This window comes from Acinetobacter sp. 12966, assembly GCF_031196995.1.
Taxonomy (GTDB): domain Bacteria; phylum Pseudomonadota; class Gammaproteobacteria; order Pseudomonadales; family Moraxellaceae; genus Acinetobacter; species Acinetobacter geminorum.
In genome coordinates this window covers 1-15640 of sequence record NZ_JAVIMC010000026.1, presented here as the reverse complement: position 1 = coordinate 15640, position 15640 = coordinate 1, and the positions used below count along the sequence as shown (strand labels likewise).

The window sequence follows — 15640 nt, the reverse complement described above, 5'->3', positions numbered from 1 at the left end:
ATTACCTGTGGTTTATTAGATATCTATTGGTCTGAAATATACTGAATTATGAATATATTAGATAAAGAACAAAGATTAAAAGAATTATTAGAAACTAATATCAAAAATGAAAAAATTGGTACGGCCATTGCGATTACTGGTCCTTGGGGAGTTGGTAAAACTTTCTTCTGGAATAAGTTTTATAAAAATGTCACTTATAAAGAGATAAAAGATAAACAAAATTTTTATTATGAAGCTAGCAGAATTAATTATGAAAGTGTTTTTGACTGTCGAAAATATGCTTATATTTCTCTTTTTGGTATAGAAAATTTAAGTGACTTAAAAAATACTATTTGTACAAAGTTAGCTCTTAATCCACATGCTAAATCGGACATTGATAGATTTGAATTTATCCAACTTTTAAAGAATACATTAGCCCAATTTAGGGATGTAAAAGTATCAAGTTATGGTGTGAGTACTTCGGCAAGAGTTTTAGAGTCGTTACTTTTCTTACAAGTTAAAAACTCAATTATTTGTTTTGATGATTTTGAGCGGATGTCTAAGAATTTAGATATTAAAGACGTTATGGGGTTGGCAAACTATCTAAAATTAGAAAAAAACTGTCAAATTATTTTAATTTTGGATGAAGATAAATCAGAAGATGAAAATAAGGATAAATATAGTAGCTATAAAGAAAAGTTAGTTGATGAAACGGTAATCTTAACCTCTGTTGAACCATTGATACGGGAAAATACTAAAGGTATCGATGAGCAACTAGTGAATTTAATGATAGATTTCGCTGAAAAATTAGAAATTCATAATTTTCGTTTTTTTCAAAAAGTAATCAAACTCTATCAAAATTTTCGTAATAGATTACCTACAGAAGTGGCTTATTCAACAAAAGAAATAATTTTGATAAGAATTATTCAAGGTTTTTTTATTGTAGATTTTGGAAGTAAATATGGAGTTAAATGGAATGACTTTACTATTAGAAATTCGGTTAAAAATTTAATAAATAAAGAATATTCTTCTGATCAAGAAAGTAGTGGAAATATAATTCTTAGTAAGCTTGAAAAGGTTTCTTATTTATTTGTAATAGATGATTTGTGGATGATTGAGTTTAAAAAATGGTTTGAACAAAGAGATATAATCAATTTTTCTGAGCTGAGTAATTTAGCTAATTCTGAGTTAATCTCTGAAAATAATAATAATAACAAAAATAAATTGTATAATTTGATGGATAAATGGCGGAATTTAGAAGTTGATGAACCGTATTGCAATCAAATATTTAATTTATCGAAGGAACTTGTTGGTATAGAAACTTTAGGAAATTTATATTTTTATAGTAATCTACTAAAAAAATTTGGTAGGCATGATTTGTCAAGTGAATTAAATCATATAGTTAAGAAGAATATACTCCACTCTTTAGATCAAAACGCAGGAGAGACGATTAAGGATGCTTTTAGCTCAGGTTATGATAATAGAAACCTATTTCATCGTTATCTAAAATATTGGCAGCATTATAATAAAGATTTATTATTGCCAAATTTATTTGATGTTGTAAGTCGCTATTTACTAAATAAGGGGTGGAATCGTGAAGATAAGAATGTCTTACGAGATGCGACGAAAACAGATTGGGAAGTTTTAATATGGGTGCAACTTCCAGTTGATCCTAGGTTCTCGAATTTCAGTAAATTGTCATTGATAAAAGAGATTTTCTCACAGCAAATAGATACTGATTTAACACCCCAAATTAAAAGTATGATTTTTAGCATATTAGAAGAGAAAGCAGCTACAGAGAATAGTTATCTTAAGAAAAATATTGAATTTTTAATATCAATCTTGCAAGAAAATTAAAGGGCTCATTCGAGCCCTTTAATATTTACTTCAACATCGGTTTTAAGAAGCGTCCAGTGTGGGAAATTTCAACCTCAGCCACTTGTTCAGGTGTACCTTCGGCAATGATCATACCACCGCCCGAACCACCTTCAGGACCTAAGTCGACAACCCAGTCTGCTGTTTTAATCACATCAAGGTTATGTTCAATCACCACAATGGTATTACCCTTGTTGCGTAGCTCATGCAAAATGTCGAGTAACTTGGCAATATCGTGGAAATGCAAACCTGTTGTTGGTTCATCCAAGATATATAAAGTTTTACCCGTATCTCGTTTTGCTAACTCACGTGCAAGTTTTACACGTTGCGCTTCACCACCAGAGAGTGTAGTCGCAGCCTGACCTAAACGAATATAGCCTAAGCCCACCTGAGTTAAGGTTTCTAAACGGCGGTGGATGACCGGAATTGCGCTAAAGAACTCAGCAGCATCTTCAACAGTCATTTCTAAAACATCAGAAATGTTTTTGCCTTTATAGCCCACTTCAAGTGTTTCACGGTTATAACGTTTGCCATGACACGCATCGCAAGGCACATACATATCTGGTAAGAAGTGCATTGCGACTTTGATCATACCGTCGCCTTCACATGCTTCGCAGCGTCCGCCTTTTACGTTAAACGAGAAACGACCAGCGCTATAACCGCGGGCTTTTGCCTCTGGTGTTTGTGCAAATAACTCACGGATTGGTGTAAATAGACCTGTGTACGTTGCAGGGTTAGAACGTGGTGTACGTCCAATTGGGCTTTGGTCAATATCAACGACTTTATCAAGATGTTGTAGACCATCAATCGAGTCAAACTTTTCAGCTGTTAAGGTCGTTGCACCATTGAGCTGTGTTGCGGCCAATGGAAGCAAAGTACGGTTAATCAGCGTTGACTTACCTGAACCTGAAACGCCAGTGACGCAGGTCATAATACCAAGTGGAATAGTTAAATCGACATTTTTTAAGTTATGACCTGCTGCACCTGAAAGCTTGATGACCTCATCTGGACGTGGTGATTCAGTACGTTTTTTTGGCACTTCAATTTTGAGTTTGCCAGAAAGATACTGTCCTGTAAGAGAATCAGCATGTTTAGCCAATTCATCATATGTACCTTCAGCAATAATTACACCGCCGTGTACACCAGCACCAGGACCGATATCAATAATATGGTCAGCAGCACGGATTGCATCTTCATCGTGTTCAACGACTAATACTGTGTTACCTAAATCACGTAAGCGAATGAGTGTTTGTAATAAACGATCGTTATCACGTTGATGTAGACCAATTGAAGGTTCATCAAGGACATACATGACGCCCATTAAACCTGCACCAATTTGTGAGGCTAAACGGATCCGCTGTGCTTCACCACCAGATAAGGTTTCGGCAGAGCGAGCCAGACTTAAATAATTCAGTCCAACACTCACCAAGAAATGTAAACGCTCTCGAATCTCTTTAAAGATTTTATCTGCAATTTCACCTTTAGCACCTTCAAGGTTTAAGCCTTGATAATAGCTTTCGGCGTCACCAATCGACATACGAGTAATGTCAGCAATGGTTTTGTCTTTCACACGAACATGACGTGAAATTTCATTTAGACGTGAACCATCACATGCATCACACGCTGCATTGGAAAGATATTGAGCTAAATCATCTCGTACATAGTTACTTTCAGTTTCACGGTAACGACGTTCAAGGTGCGGCAAAATTCCTTCAAACGGTTGTACGCGAGTATGTTTACGGCCACGCTCATCGATATAGCTTAAATCGACTTTTTCTTTACCCGTACCTTGTAAGAATTTCTTCTGAGTATCTTTATCAAGCTGGTTCCAAGGCGTATCAAGTTGAAAACCAAAATGATCGGCAACTTTTTGCAGCATTGAATAATAATATGGACGCTGACGATCCCATCCACGAATAGCACCCTCACTAATTGCAAGATCAGGATTTGGAATCAGCTTTTCAGAGCTAAAATGACTGCGTGTACCTAAACCATCACAAACAGGGCAGGCACCAAATGGGTTGTTAAATGAAAACAAACGTGGCTCAAGCTCTGCGACTGCGCGATCACATTCAGGACAAGAGTGCTTTGCAGAAAAAACGCGATCAGGATGTTCACCATTCATCCATGATAAAACAGCAATATCGCCACCTAAACGCAGTGCAGTTTCAAATGATTCGGCAATACGGTTACCTAAGTCTTCGCGCACTTTGAAACGGTCGACTACAACTTCGATGGTATGTTTTTTCTTTTTGTCGAGTTCTGGTGGTGTATCAATATCAATGATTTCACCATCCACACGGGCACGAACAAAACCTTGACCTTGTAGCTGCTCGAACAAGTTACTGTATTCACCTTTACGTTCACGAACCACTGGGGCAAGCAACATAAGTGCTGTACCTTCCTCAAGGTTTTTTACCGCATCGACCATTTCAGAAACAGTTTGCGCGACCATCGGCAAATCATGTTCAGGGCAGTAGGGCGTGCCGACACGTGCATAAAGCAAACGCAAATAGTCATAAATTTCGGTAATCGTACCGACGGTTGAACGTGGGTTATGACTGGTAGATTTTTGCTCAATGGCAATCGCTGGTGATAAACCCTCAATCGAGTCGACTTCAGGCTTTTCCATTTGCGATAAAAACTGGCGGGCATAGGCCGAAAGTGATTCGACGTAACGGCGTTGTCCTTCGGCGTATAGGGTATCGAAGGCAAGAGAAGATTTTCCTGAACCTGATAACCCCGTAATTACCACAAATTTGTCGCGTGGAATATCGAGAGACACATTTTTTAAATTATGGGTACGTGCGCCTCGAATACGGATATGACTTTGGCTCATAAAACATCTCAATTATGTATTGATGAAAATTTAGGTGTTGATTGCTCAGTCGCAGAGAGGTGTGACTGGTTATAAACAACAGACCCTATATATGATAACGATTTAAAATTGTTCAAGTGGTACAAAATGATTTAAAGCGACAAATTGTGACGGTTAAACGACAATCGACAAAATTTGTTTAATTAAGCAGGTTGTATTTTTAACATTCCTCACTTCAGATTTCTACTCTAAGCAAATTTTAACCAGCAACATAACTTTACTAGACGACTGGTCTAATAGTTGTTTATGATGTTTGCATGAAACGATTAAATAAAAGTGAGACTACACGACAACACATTCTAGATACCAGTTTTAAACTGGTACTACGTAAAGGTTTTGTTGGTGTTGGTTTACAAGAAATCTTAAAGGCTTGTGACGTACCCAAAGGTTCGTTCTATCACTACTTTGCTTCGAAAGAGGCGTTCGGCTGTGCGTTGCTCGAGCAATATATGGCTGATTATAAAGTTCGTATGGAACAACTTTGGCAACGCAGTGAGCAAAGTGCCCATGCTCGTTTAATGGCCCTATGGCAGGCATGGATTGATGATCCCGTAAACGGTAGTTGGGCTGAAAACTGTCTGATTGTGAAGTTAGCGGCAGAGGTTTCTGACTTATCAGAAGACATGCGCCAAATTCTCAATGACGGTGTGCACAAACTAACGCAACGTTTGGCTTTGCTACTCAAAGAAGGGCAACAAGAAGGATCAATTCCAAAACATATTGAGCCTTTAAAAACTGCGCAAGTCATGTATCAGTTATGGTTAGGTGCTGCTTTACTCACAAAATTGTCGCAAGACAAAGCACATCTACATTTAGCCTTAGAAACGACCCAACAACTCATAAAACCGATAGAGGAATAAAGCATGCGAAGTATTATCCATGGTAATTTTGGCGAACCTGTAGACGTTTTAGAGCAGGCGGATATGCCAAAGCCAGAACCAAAAGCAGGCGAAGTGCGTATTAAAACCATCATGTCTCCAATTCATAATCATGATGTATGGACAGTACGTGGAAGCTATGGCTACAAGCCGACCTTACCTGCAATTGGTGGTAGTGAAGCCGTTGGTATTGTTGATGCGTTGGGCGATGGGGTCACTCATCTACAAGTAGGGCAGCGTATTGCAGTTGCGGCTGTGCATGGCAGTTGGGCTGAATACTTTATTGCGTCTGCTCATGGGATTATTCCACTCAATAATGAAATTGATGATGAAACTGCAGCACAGCTGATTGGTATGCCAATTAGTGCTCTCATGCTACTCGACTTTGTAAATGTTCAACCGGGTCAATGGCTCATTCAAAACACGGCAAATGGTGCAGTCGGTAAAACAGTTGCGATGATTGCACAGGCACGTGGCTTACCTGTAATTAATTTAGTTCGTCGTACTGATGCGATTGCAGAGATGCAAGCATTAGGTATTCAGCATGTTGTTGCGACTGATCAGCCTAACTGGAAAGAGCAAGTTAAACAGATTCACGGCGACCAACCTCTTATTGCTGGTGTGGACTCGATTGGAGGAACCGCAAGTGGCGAAATGCTGAATTTACTCAGTGAAAATAGCCTACTCGTTTCGTTTGGTAGTATGACTGGCGAAACCATGCAGATTTCATCGGGCGATTTGATTTTCAAACAAGCGACAGTAAAAGGTTTCTGGGCGAGTGTAGTTAACAAAGAAATGCCCGCCGAACGCAAAAAAGAACTCATTGTTGAACTATTAACGCTGGCGACTCAGAAAAAATTAACCCTTCCTGTAGAAGGTGTGTTTAGTTTTGATGAGATTAAAACAGCTGCTCAAAGAGCAACGCAAGGTGCTCGTCAAGGCAAAGTGTTGTTAAAACCGTAACACATTAAAAGATCAGTCGAGAGACTGATCTTTTTTCATATCTTTAAAATAAAAAGGAAAATCGTATGATTGGACAAATTTTAATTGCACTTATCGCAATATTACATGTCTATATTTTAGTGTTAGAAATGTTTTTGTGGGACAAACCCTATGGCATGAAAGCCTTTGGAAATAATGCCGAAAAAGCAAAACTCACCAAAGTCATGGCACAGAACCAAGGTCTTTATAATGGCTTTTTAGCGGCGGGTTTATTCTGGTCTTTATTGGCTGATGCACCATTTGCAACATCAATTGCTAATTTCTTTTTAGGTTGTGTACTGATTGCAGGTATTTATGGTGGTCTGACTGCCAGTAAAAAGATTATTTATATTCAGGCAGTTCCAGCATTGATTGCTTTAGTCGCTGTTAATTTTCTTTAAAAAGCGCAAAATACAGCATTTTGAAATGGAAATGACCAGGTAGGATCAGTGTATGTGGGCATTATTTTTAAAATGTATGTTGGGGGCTGGGGTTGTCCTCATTATTTCGATTTTATCGAAAAGTAAGGCATTTTATATTGCAGGTTTAGTCCCACTTTTTCCTACCTTTGCTTTAATTGCTCATGTGATTGTTTTTCAGCAAAAAGGAGCCGAAGCATTACAAAAAACGGCTCTGTTTGGTCTATGGTCACTTATTCCTTATGCCATTTATTTAGTTGTTGTTTATGTGCTGGCAACACGCATGTCGATGTGGTCGTGTCTAGGAGTGGCAACGTTATGTTGGGTTGTGGCTGCGGCAGGTTTGATTTATGGCTGGCAGCTATTTCAACATTAAAAGATTAAGAGAAATCCCTTAATCTTTTAAATTGAACTATTTTTATGAATGCTCAACAACACGGGTTTTGAGCATACCTTCAACTAAATTAATCATCTTTTGGCGAGAAAGAATTCGGGGCAATTGAGACGTCAAATAGTTGCTACATCCCACCACAACTGTTGCTTTATTCTTATCTAATGCTTTAACTGTTGCAGACACAACGTCTTCAACCGTAGAGCTTTTCATACCACTCGTATCGGCATTTGCTACCTGAGTAAAATTGGTTTGGGTATTGCCCGGACAAACCGTCAGAAATTTAACTCCTGAAGAGCCGTATTCTCCTGCAAGAGCCTCAGTAAATTGCAATACATAAGATTTAGTTGCCCCATACACAGCAATATAAGGCAGAGGTTGGAACGCACCTGTAGATGAAATATTAATCATGATGCCTTTTTTGTTCGCAAGCATGTGGGGCAAAAATAAATAACATAAAGACGTTACACTGCTGATGTTAAGCGTGATCATTTCTTGATAGGTAGATACAGATTGATCTAGAAACTTCGTCCATTTACCAAATCCTGCGTTATTAATTAAAATCTCTACCGATAATTTTCTAGCTTGCACTTCATCAAATAAGTTTTGAGCTGAATTGGGTTGAGCTAAATCTAAGACGATCACCTCAACATTCACGTTATATTTTTTTTTAAGTTCATCGGCTAAATCATTCAGCTTCTGTTCGGAGCGTGCCGTTAAAATGAGATGAATTCCTAAAGACGCAAGTTCTTGAGCATAGGCTTTGCCTATTCCTGAAGATGCGCCTGTAATTAATGCTGTTGAATTTTTAAATGTTGAAAGATGAGCACTCATTTTATTGGTCCGTAATAAAAGAAGTCATTACGATAAACCTTGTCCCTAAGGGCAGAGTCAAGCACTAATTTTGAAAGCTATTTGCAGATTTTAACAAGCTGTTTTAGGCAGAAATCTTATTGGTAATATAAGTCTGAATAATCTCGTTCTCCAGTTCTTTTAAATCTTCTTGTAAACGATTTAACACTTTTTTTTGCTCAATAATCTGTTGATTCTTTTTTTGAATAAGCTGCTGTGCAATTTCTACAGGAAAGCGTTTATTTTTATATTTTAAAGCTGACAAGTCATAAAGTTCAGCAAGGCTAAAACCAACAGCTTGTGCAAGGCGGATCATCTTAACTGATTTAACATCAATCTCTTCATAAATACGATAATTTCCCTTTCTTTTTGCCACAGGTAGCAAGCCTAATTTCTCATAATGCCGAATGGCTTTAGGAGTGGCTCCAGTTAAAGATGCTAATTCGCCGATATACATATCTGTCTCGCATTTTATTGAAAATCGATCAGAGTATTGAACCATCTGACCGATTCTTTTGAAGTTTTAAATATGATCTAAACCTAACCATTGTCTTTGGTGGTAGGCGCTATCCCAAAACAACCATTCAAGTTTTGCACCCATGGTGTAAGCAGCATGCATTTTTTCTAAAGTGTCTGCATCACAACGTGCAGCAACTTTATCTACTGTCGCAATCACATTACGAACGGCGGTATGGAACTCTTCACCAGCGTAAGTATCAATCCATGCTTGGTAAGGGTTATTAGGAATTGATTTGTTTACAATATCTTTACCGACTTCTGCGTAAATCCAGAAGCAAGGTAAAAGCGCAGCGAGTACAACAGGGTAGCTTTCAGACCAAGCAGTGGCTGTCAAAAATGAAGTGTAATGGTGGCCTGCTAATGTTAATGGGGTATTTTTAAATTCTTCTTTAGTTACACCAAAATTTTTCATGAAGTCATCATGCAAACTACGCTCCACCACAATTGCAATTTTAGCTGCATCTGAAAATTGCATAATATCGTCGGCCTCGAAAGCTTTCGCAGCTGCAACGGCAAGCACACGGCCATAGGCCACTAAATATTGAGCATCTTGAATAACATAATGACAAAATGCTTCTTTATCTAAAGTACCGTTAGCAAGTTCCTGATTAAAAGGCAGGTCGAGAATTTTTTGATATAAATTTAAATTACGTTGCCAGAGTTCTTGAGAAAAAAGCATAAAATCATTCCATTTAAAATTAGACAGCTAAACTGGATTTTAAATCAATTTTAAAATACAAAAATAAGAATGATAGATATATCGAAAGAAAATATTTAATCCGATTAATAAGTTAATTGAATATTGTAAATTTCTTTATTAAACAGAGAGATAAAGTAAAGGGAATAACGGCACAAAACAACATCGTTTTGTGGTTAATTATCGATATAATAGCGGCGGTTTTAAGAAAGATTAAATTTAGTTCTTGGTATAGGTCTGATCCATGAAGCATTTCCGATTTTCGATATTTTTTACGGTGGTGTGTTTAGCACTGTCCGCGTATTGGGGTTTTACCCACGGACCTGAAGCGGGCGTGTCTACCATGCTTAAAGCTTTAACAATTACAGCTATTTTAGCTGTAATGGAGGTCTCTTTATCTTTTGACAATGCTGTCGTAAATGCATCGGTTCTACGTAACTGGGACCCGTTCTGGAAAATGCTCTTTTTAACGGTTGGTATTTTAATCGCCGTTTTTGGTATGCGTTTAATTTTCCCAGTAGCAATTGTTGCCGTGACTGCGGATATGGGAATGATTGAAGTGGCTAAATTGGCACTCAATGATCCAAAAACTTACTCTGAACGTTTAATGGCACACCACGCAGAAATTTCAGCTTTTGGTGGAACATTCTTATTATTGGTATTCTTAAACTTCTTCTTTGATGAAGAGAAAGAAACCCATTGGTTTAGATGGCTTGAAGCTAAACTTTCTAGCTTGGCCAGCGTACCGGCAATGTCTGTTTTTATTGCTTTAATTGCGATGTTAATTATGGCAGCAAATGTTGATGAATCGCAGCGCCTTGCTGTGACTATGGCCGGTATTTGGGGCATTGTAGTTTATATTGGTGTTGAAGTTTTAAGTCATATGTTAGGTGGCGAACCTGAAATTGATGAAGATGGTAATGCCATTATGAAAGATGGATCAGGTGCTGCTTCTGGTGTAGTTAAAGCTGGCATAGGTGGTTTCTTATATCTTGAAGTATTAGATGCATCATTCAGTTTTGACGGTGTGATTGGTGCTTTTGCAATTACTAGCGACGTTGTTGTGATTATGCTGGGCCTTGCAATCGGCGCTATTTTTGTCCGTTCAATGACGGTTTATCTTGTAGAAAAAGGCACGCTAGATGCTTATGTGTTCTTAGAACATGGCGCACATTATGCAATTGGTGCTTTAGCATTCATTATGATTGCAAGTGGTACAGGCGTACATGTGCCTGAAGTGGTAACAGGTTTAATTGGTGTAGCGTTTATTGTTTGGGCTGTCATTGCTTCAATTCAATATTCGAAGCGCGAGCATCAGTCGCCTTAAGCTAATTTTCAGTAAAGTTCGATAGAATGAAGAGGCTAAATGCCTCTTTATTTTTTTAAGCCCAAATCGTTATTTTAAATAAGGTGTTTCGTATTTTTAGAAACGAATCGGCTTATAATTTACCTAGTTTGATAACGTGTATTGATATGATGAATGCTTTGGAACGTCGCTCAACCTTTGCCTTAAGTAGTATTTTCGCACTACGCATGTTGGGCTTGTTCATGATTATTCCTGTCTTTTCTGTAGTTGGACAGTCATATCAATATGCGACTCCAGCACTCATTGGTTTGGCTGTAGGTGTCTACGGCTTAAGCCAGGCGATTTTGCAAATTCCATTTAGCTTATTGGCAGACCGTTTTAGCCGTAAACCGCTTGTAGTATTTGGTCTATTACTGTTTGCGATTGGTGGCGCAATTGCAGGTTTATCCGACACCATTTATGGCGTAATTATTGGCCGTGCTATCGCTGGTGCTGGTGCAGTTTCAGCTGTAGTCATGGCGCTTTTAGCCGATGTGACGCGCGAAGAGCAGCGTACTAAAGCCATGGCTGCTATGGGCATGAGTATTGGCCTGTCTTTTGTGGTGGCTTTTAGCCTTGGGCCTTGGCTCACAAGCCTTGTCGGTATTTCGGGCTTATTCTTTGTCACGACCATTATGGGCTTGATTGCGATTGCGATGTTATTGCTTGTACCTAAAGTGACTCGCCACCATCGTAATTATCAGCAAGGCTATATGGCACAGCTTAAGCAAGTCATTCAAATGGGTGATTTAAACCGTTTGCACGTTTCGGTTTTTGCACTGCATTTATTGCTGACCGCCATGTTTATTTATGTACCTTCACAACTCATCGAGTTTGCGCATATTCCTTTGGCGAGCCATGGTTTGGTTTATTTGCCACTCTTGGTTATTAGCCTGTTCTTTGCATTTCCAAGCATCATCATTGCTGAAAAATATCGCAAAATGCGCGGGATTTTGTTAACAGCAATTACAGGCATTATTGCAGGTTTGCTGCTGCTCATATTTGGTTATCAATCCAAATATGTATTACTTGCAGGTCTAGGTATTTTCTTTATTGCATTTAATGTGATGGAGGCTTTATTGCCTTCTTGGCTGTCGAAGTCTGCTCCAATTCAGTCAAAAGCAACGGCTATGGGCGTAAATGCCAGTAGTCAGTTTTTAGGCGCTTTTTTTGGTGGTACACTAGGTGGTCAATTATTGATGTTACATAATACTGCGATTGGATGGAGTGTCTTAGCAGGGATTGCTATAATATGGTTGCTAATTAGTTTTGGTTTAGCTCAGCCGCGGTATTTGTCATCAATTGTGTTGCCATTGCCGCAAGTGCAACAGGTGAATGAGTGGACCACACAGCTATTGGCAATTCGTGGTATCGAAGAAGTTGTGGTGATGCCTGACCAGCAAGTTGCTTATATTAAAGTCGATAAACAGTCTCTAGATGATGCTGCGCGACGTGATTTAACGCAGTTGTTCGGTAAAGAGGTAGCCATTTAAGCATAACTCTTATAAAGTAAAACATAGAAATGTATAGGATGAAGACAGCTAATGCGTGGTGTAAATAAGGTTATTTTGGTTGGTACTTTGGGTCGTGATCCTGAAACAAAAACTTTTCCAAATGGGGGCTCGTTGACCCAATTTTCAATCGCGACAAGTGAAGCTTGGACTGATAAAAATACCGGTGAACGTAAAGAACAAACAGAATGGCACCGTATTGTTTTGCATAACCGTTTAGGGGAAATTGCTCAGCAGTTCTTGCGTAAAGGTTCTAAGGTTTATATTGAAGGTTCACTACGTACGCGTCAGTGGACAGACCAAAATGGCCAAGAGCGTTACACTACAGAAATTCGTGGCGACCAGATGCAAATGTTAGATGCTCGTCAACAAGGTGAACAAGGTTTCGCTGGCGGTAATGATTTTAATCAACCACGTTTTAACGCACCTCAACAAGGTGGCAATGGTTATCAAAATAATAACAACCAAGGTGGCGGCTATGGCCAAAACAGCGGTGGTTATGGTAACCAAGGTGGTTTCGGTAATGGTGGAAGCAACCCTCAAGCGGGTGGTTTTGCTCCTAAAGCGCCACAACAACCGGCTTCTGCACCAGCTGATTTAGACGACGATTTACCGTTCTGAGACACACCTGAGAGTAGGTTTTGTTAAATTTTTAAAATTAATTTAACAAACAATACCTTGAGAAAGAGGTTTACAGCAATTCCAAGTAATTCTGTAAACCTTTTTTTGTTGAAAGAGGTTTTGGTAAAACTAATAATTTCAATAAAATGATTTGTAATGAGCAATGGTGAGAGATTCGCTATTCTTCTTGATAAGAATGGTCTCCCAATGTCATTCCCTAATCTTTATTCTATTATTTATTTAAGGAAAAGAGAACAGTCAATTAATATTATTGTTGCTGTACTTGAAGACATTGAATTATTTTATCAACTATTAAATAAGTTAGTGATTGATCTAGCTTAAAGACTTTAAAAAATATTTAAGCAAATGAGATTTAAGAAATTTTAGATTTAACAAATTTCAGCCGAAACTATTGAGCTTATATTTAGAAAATTTTGAATTTTATTTAAGATAAATCATCTATTTTTAATTAAGTGGAATATTTTAATATGTATGAAATTATTAAATATTTTGTTGAGCATTATCCATTGCCAACTTTTATTGGGTATAGTGTAGTTGTTATAGGTTTAATATTAGCTCTTTGGCACTATGCTAGACATACGAAAATTGCGCAAGATATTTCAACTATATATTCTATTTTTCAAAATCGTGAGATAAAAATACTAGATAATAAAATAGATTCAAAAAAATATTTGAATTATGAATTGAAAATATTTGAATATAAAAGAAAAATATTAATGTATCAACAAGATTTAAAGACCAGAGAAACTCATCTCCCTACACTTATTTACTTGACTGGATATGAAAACTCAAAAATAGCAGTTAGTAACTATGAAAATGCATCTAAGTTGTTGAAATTTAATGATGAAAAAAATAAATTTGAATTAAAAGATCAAATTAGTGAAGAACTCTCAAAAAATAAAGAGCAATTAGGTGTTATCGTTTTTTTTGTGAATGGTATCGCGGCATATGGAATCATGATGATACCCATTATATTCTATGAAGAGTATATAAATAAAAATAATGTTATTCCTATAGTGTTTTTTTTGTTCTTTATTATGATACTGCAAGTATATTTAGGAGCTAAGTTTTTGAAATATATGTCTAGGTTTTCTAATGCATTAAATCTTTTAAAAATGGAGAGGGTAAATATTAAATATTATGAAAATATAGAAAAATAGAACTTTCTTTATTTGTTAAATTTACTTGATACTGAATTTAGAAAATTTGGTTTGTTTATCTATTAAATTTTATGTATATATTTATTAAATAAACAATTTAAAATTTTAAGTACTTATGAGCAATATTGATAAATTTAATTTCTCTGCGGATCGTCCAATTCATAATATTGATGAGGATTTGCTAGGAAGAGCAAAATTTTTCGGAAAATTTAGCGGAAGCGATTAGTAACTGGAATGGTAAGGATAGTCTGGTTGTTGCATTATATGGGGATTGGGGAACAGGAAAGTCTTCAGTAAAGAATATGGCTTTAACATATATGAAGGATAAAGCTTCAAAGCCAATGGTTATTGAGTTCTCTCCATGGGAATGGGCCGCACAAGAAAAAATAACAAAAGCATTTTTTAATGAAATCTCGAAATCGATTGGAAAAGAAAACTCTTCAGAGAAGAATAAAAAGTTAGCAGATTCATTCAAAAAATATGGTAATTATCTTGCTGCAAGTGAAGTTATTTTGACATCTACATCCAATTCACTCCCAGTTGTTGTATCTGCAATAGCAGGAATAGGATTTTTCAATGCCTTCATAAATGATACAAAAATAATTACTTTAATCACTACAGGAATTATAGCCGTAAGTCCTTTTCTGAAATGGAGTATAGAAAATTTAAAAAAATTAGCTGGTTATTATGATGAAAAGGCTAAAGACAATGAAAAAAGTTTGACAGAAATACGAAGTGAATTAAAGGTTGCCTTACAGGAGCTTGAAAATCCTATCCTGATCGTTATGGATGACTTAGATAGATTAAGTACTTCAGAATTAAGGATGATTTTTCAACTTATAAAAGCGAATACTGAGTTTCCCAATGTCACTTTTCTATTATTATTTCAAAGAAATATTGTAGAAGAGAGACTCACAGATGCTACTCAGTCTGGAAAAGATTACTTAGAAAAAATTATTCAAGTTCCTTTTAATATTCCTAAAGTTTCACAAGTACAAGTACATGAGGTTTTATTTAATCGTTTAAATAAAATTTTAGAATTAGATAAAAGTTCAAATTTACAATTTGATCAAGATCGATGGGCGCAGCTTTATCACGCTGGATTAAAAAAATATTTTAACAATTTAAGAAATGTATATAGATATACTTCTACGCTAGCATTCCATTTCTCTTTATTAAAAGGAAGAACTGTTTTTGAGGCAAATCCAGTAGATTTAATAGCTATAGAGTGTTTACGTGTGTTCGAGCCAGAAGTCTATAATGAACTATCAATGTCTAAGCATGCATTTACACAATTTCAATCATCAGGGAGTACTAGACAAAATAATAAAGAAAATTTGAAAATAACAATTGATTCGGTAATATCAAAAACGTCAGAAATTAATAGAGAGAATTTGAAAAAAATATTAAATGAATTATTTCCGACAATCCAATGGATTACAGGAAATTATTATTATGATTATTCATCATATAATGACTGGTTTTTAAAAGGTTGATATACGCTGAATTATCA

Annotated in this window: 14 protein-coding genes and 1 pseudogene; 11 read left to right on the top strand and 4 right to left on the bottom strand. The window is 36.7% G+C overall.

Going from position 1 to position 15640, the window contains the following annotated elements:
- The first annotated feature begins 48 nt into the window (after positions 1 to 48).
- A complete protein-coding gene (locus RFW85_RS04495) occupies positions 49 to 1836 on the top strand; it encodes a P-loop NTPase fold protein (protein ID WP_309171180.1) in 1788 nt (595 codons plus the stop codon).
- A 25-nt stretch (positions 1837 to 1861) separates the two neighbouring features.
- Here the strand turns inward: RFW85_RS04495 and uvrA are convergent, their stop codons facing one another.
- The gene (gene uvrA / locus RFW85_RS04490; RefSeq protein WP_126646221.1) at positions 1862 to 4693 is read right to left on the bottom strand and encodes an excinuclease ABC subunit UvrA; all 2832 of its coding nucleotides are present in this window, start codon (positions 4691 to 4693) and stop codon (positions 1862 to 1864) included.
- 296 nt (positions 4694 to 4989) lie between these two features.
- Here uvrA and RFW85_RS04485 point away from each other — a divergent pair, with 296 nt between their 5' ends.
- The 4 genes from RFW85_RS04485 to RFW85_RS04470 all read left to right on the top strand — a co-directional run bounded on the left by RFW85_RS04485 (position 4990) and on the right by RFW85_RS04470 (position 7386).
- Positions 4990 to 5592 carry a TetR/AcrR family transcriptional regulator gene (locus RFW85_RS04485; RefSeq protein ID WP_309171179.1) on the top strand — a complete coding sequence of 201 codons (603 nt, stop codon included), beginning with the start codon at positions 4990 to 4992 and terminating at the stop codon, positions 5590 to 5592.
- A 3-nt stretch (positions 5593 to 5595) separates the two neighbouring features.
- On the top strand, positions 5596 to 6573 hold the full coding sequence (locus RFW85_RS04480) for a zinc-binding dehydrogenase (protein ID WP_309171178.1): 978 nt from the start codon (positions 5596 to 5598) through the stop codon (positions 6571 to 6573).
- A 65-nt stretch (positions 6574 to 6638) separates the two neighbouring features.
- Positions 6639 to 6992 (top strand): DUF1304 domain-containing protein, encoded by a 354-nt coding sequence (locus tag RFW85_RS04475; protein WP_000580165.1) that lies wholly within the window; start codon positions 6639 to 6641, stop codon positions 6990 to 6992.
- A 52-nt stretch (positions 6993 to 7044) separates the two neighbouring features.
- Complete coding sequence (locus RFW85_RS04470) at positions 7045 to 7386, top strand: GlpM family protein (protein WP_032006618.1); 342 nt, start codon at positions 7045 to 7047, stop codon at positions 7384 to 7386.
- A 42-nt stretch (positions 7387 to 7428) separates the two neighbouring features.
- Here RFW85_RS04470 and RFW85_RS04465 read toward each other — a convergent pair whose 3' ends face one another.
- The 3 genes from RFW85_RS04465 to tenA all read right to left on the bottom strand — a co-directional run bounded on the left by RFW85_RS04465 (position 7429) and on the right by tenA (position 9451).
- Positions 7429 to 8235: an SDR family oxidoreductase gene (locus RFW85_RS04465; protein WP_309171177.1), complete on the bottom strand. Its 807-nt coding sequence runs from the start codon at positions 8233 to 8235 to the stop codon at positions 7429 to 7431.
- A 103-nt stretch (positions 8236 to 8338) separates the two neighbouring features.
- Positions 8339 to 8710 (bottom strand): MerR family transcriptional regulator, encoded by a 372-nt coding sequence (locus RFW85_RS04460; protein ID WP_309171222.1) that lies wholly within the window; start codon positions 8708 to 8710, stop codon positions 8339 to 8341.
- Positions 8711 to 8776: 66 nt separating this feature from the next.
- Positions 8777 to 9451, bottom strand: a complete 675-nt coding sequence (gene tenA, locus RFW85_RS04455) for a thiaminase II (RefSeq protein WP_005066884.1) — start codon at positions 9449 to 9451, stop codon at positions 8777 to 8779.
- A 262-nt stretch (positions 9452 to 9713) separates the two neighbouring features.
- Between tenA and RFW85_RS04450 the strand changes: the two genes are divergently transcribed.
- The 6 genes and pseudogenes from RFW85_RS04450 to RFW85_RS04430 all read left to right on the top strand — a co-directional run bounded on the left by RFW85_RS04450 (position 9714) and on the right by RFW85_RS04430 (position 15623).
- Complete coding sequence (locus RFW85_RS04450) at positions 9714 to 10796, top strand: DUF475 domain-containing protein (protein ID WP_017399821.1); 1083 nt, start codon at positions 9714 to 9716, stop codon at positions 10794 to 10796.
- Between the two features lie 146 nt (positions 10797 to 10942).
- On the top strand, positions 10943 to 12307 hold the full coding sequence (locus tag RFW85_RS04445) for an MFS transporter (protein ID WP_309171176.1): 1365 nt from the start codon (positions 10943 to 10945) through the stop codon (positions 12305 to 12307).
- A 51-nt stretch (positions 12308 to 12358) separates the two neighbouring features.
- Positions 12359 to 12946, top strand: a complete 588-nt coding sequence (gene ssb, locus RFW85_RS04440; protein ID WP_005066890.1) for a single-stranded DNA-binding protein — start codon at positions 12359 to 12361, stop codon at positions 12944 to 12946.
- 156 nt (positions 12947 to 13102) lie between these two features.
- Positions 13103 to 13282: pseudogene (locus RFW85_RS20040) on the top strand (site-specific integrase); the annotation flags it as partial.
- A gap of 152 nt (positions 13283 to 13434) precedes the next feature.
- Positions 13435 to 14127, top strand: coding sequence for a hypothetical protein (locus RFW85_RS04435; protein WP_309171175.1), 693 nt, complete (start codon positions 13435 to 13437; stop codon positions 14125 to 14127).
- A gap of 221 nt (positions 14128 to 14348) precedes the next feature.
- Entirely contained in the window at positions 14349 to 15623 is a 1275-nt protein-coding gene (locus RFW85_RS04430; protein WP_309171221.1) for a P-loop NTPase fold protein, read from the top strand.
- Positions 15624 to 15640: the final 17 nt, after the last annotated feature.

What these genes read in the sequence shown, in the direction of transcription:
- RFW85_RS04495 (WP_309171180.1), top strand. Translation starts at nt 49, where the DNA reads ATGAATATATTAGATAAAGAACAAAGATTAAAAGAATTATTAGAAACT.
- uvrA (WP_126646221.1), bottom strand. Translation starts at nt 4,693, where the DNA reads ATGAGCCAAAGTCATATCCGTATTCGAGGCGCACGTACCCATAATTTA.
- RFW85_RS04485 (WP_309171179.1), top strand. Translation starts at nt 4,990, where the DNA reads ATGAAACGATTAAATAAAAGTGAGACTACACGACAACACATTCTAGAT.
- RFW85_RS04480 (WP_309171178.1), top strand. Translation starts at nt 5,596, where the DNA reads ATGCGAAGTATTATCCATGGTAATTTTGGCGAACCTGTAGACGTTTTA.
- RFW85_RS04475 (WP_000580165.1), top strand. Translation starts at nt 6,639, where the DNA reads ATGATTGGACAAATTTTAATTGCACTTATCGCAATATTACATGTCTAT.
- RFW85_RS04470 (WP_032006618.1), top strand. Translation starts at nt 7,045, where the DNA reads ATGTGGGCATTATTTTTAAAATGTATGTTGGGGGCTGGGGTTGTCCTC.
- RFW85_RS04465 (WP_309171177.1), bottom strand. Translation starts at nt 8,235, where the DNA reads ATGAGTGCTCATCTTTCAACATTTAAAAATTCAACAGCATTAATTACA.
- RFW85_RS04460 (WP_309171222.1), bottom strand. Translation starts at nt 8,710, where the DNA reads ATGTATATCGGCGAATTAGCATCTTTAACTGGAGCCACTCCTAAAGCC.
- tenA (WP_005066884.1), bottom strand. Translation starts at nt 9,451, where the DNA reads ATGCTTTTTTCTCAAGAACTCTGGCAACGTAATTTAAATTTATATCAA.
- RFW85_RS04450 (WP_017399821.1), top strand. Translation starts at nt 9,714, where the DNA reads ATGAAGCATTTCCGATTTTCGATATTTTTTACGGTGGTGTGTTTAGCA.
- RFW85_RS04445 (WP_309171176.1), top strand. Translation starts at nt 10,943, where the DNA reads ATGATGAATGCTTTGGAACGTCGCTCAACCTTTGCCTTAAGTAGTATT.
- ssb (WP_005066890.1), top strand. Translation starts at nt 12,359, where the DNA reads ATGCGTGGTGTAAATAAGGTTATTTTGGTTGGTACTTTGGGTCGTGAT.
- RFW85_RS04435 (WP_309171175.1), top strand. Translation starts at nt 13,435, where the DNA reads ATGTATGAAATTATTAAATATTTTGTTGAGCATTATCCATTGCCAACT.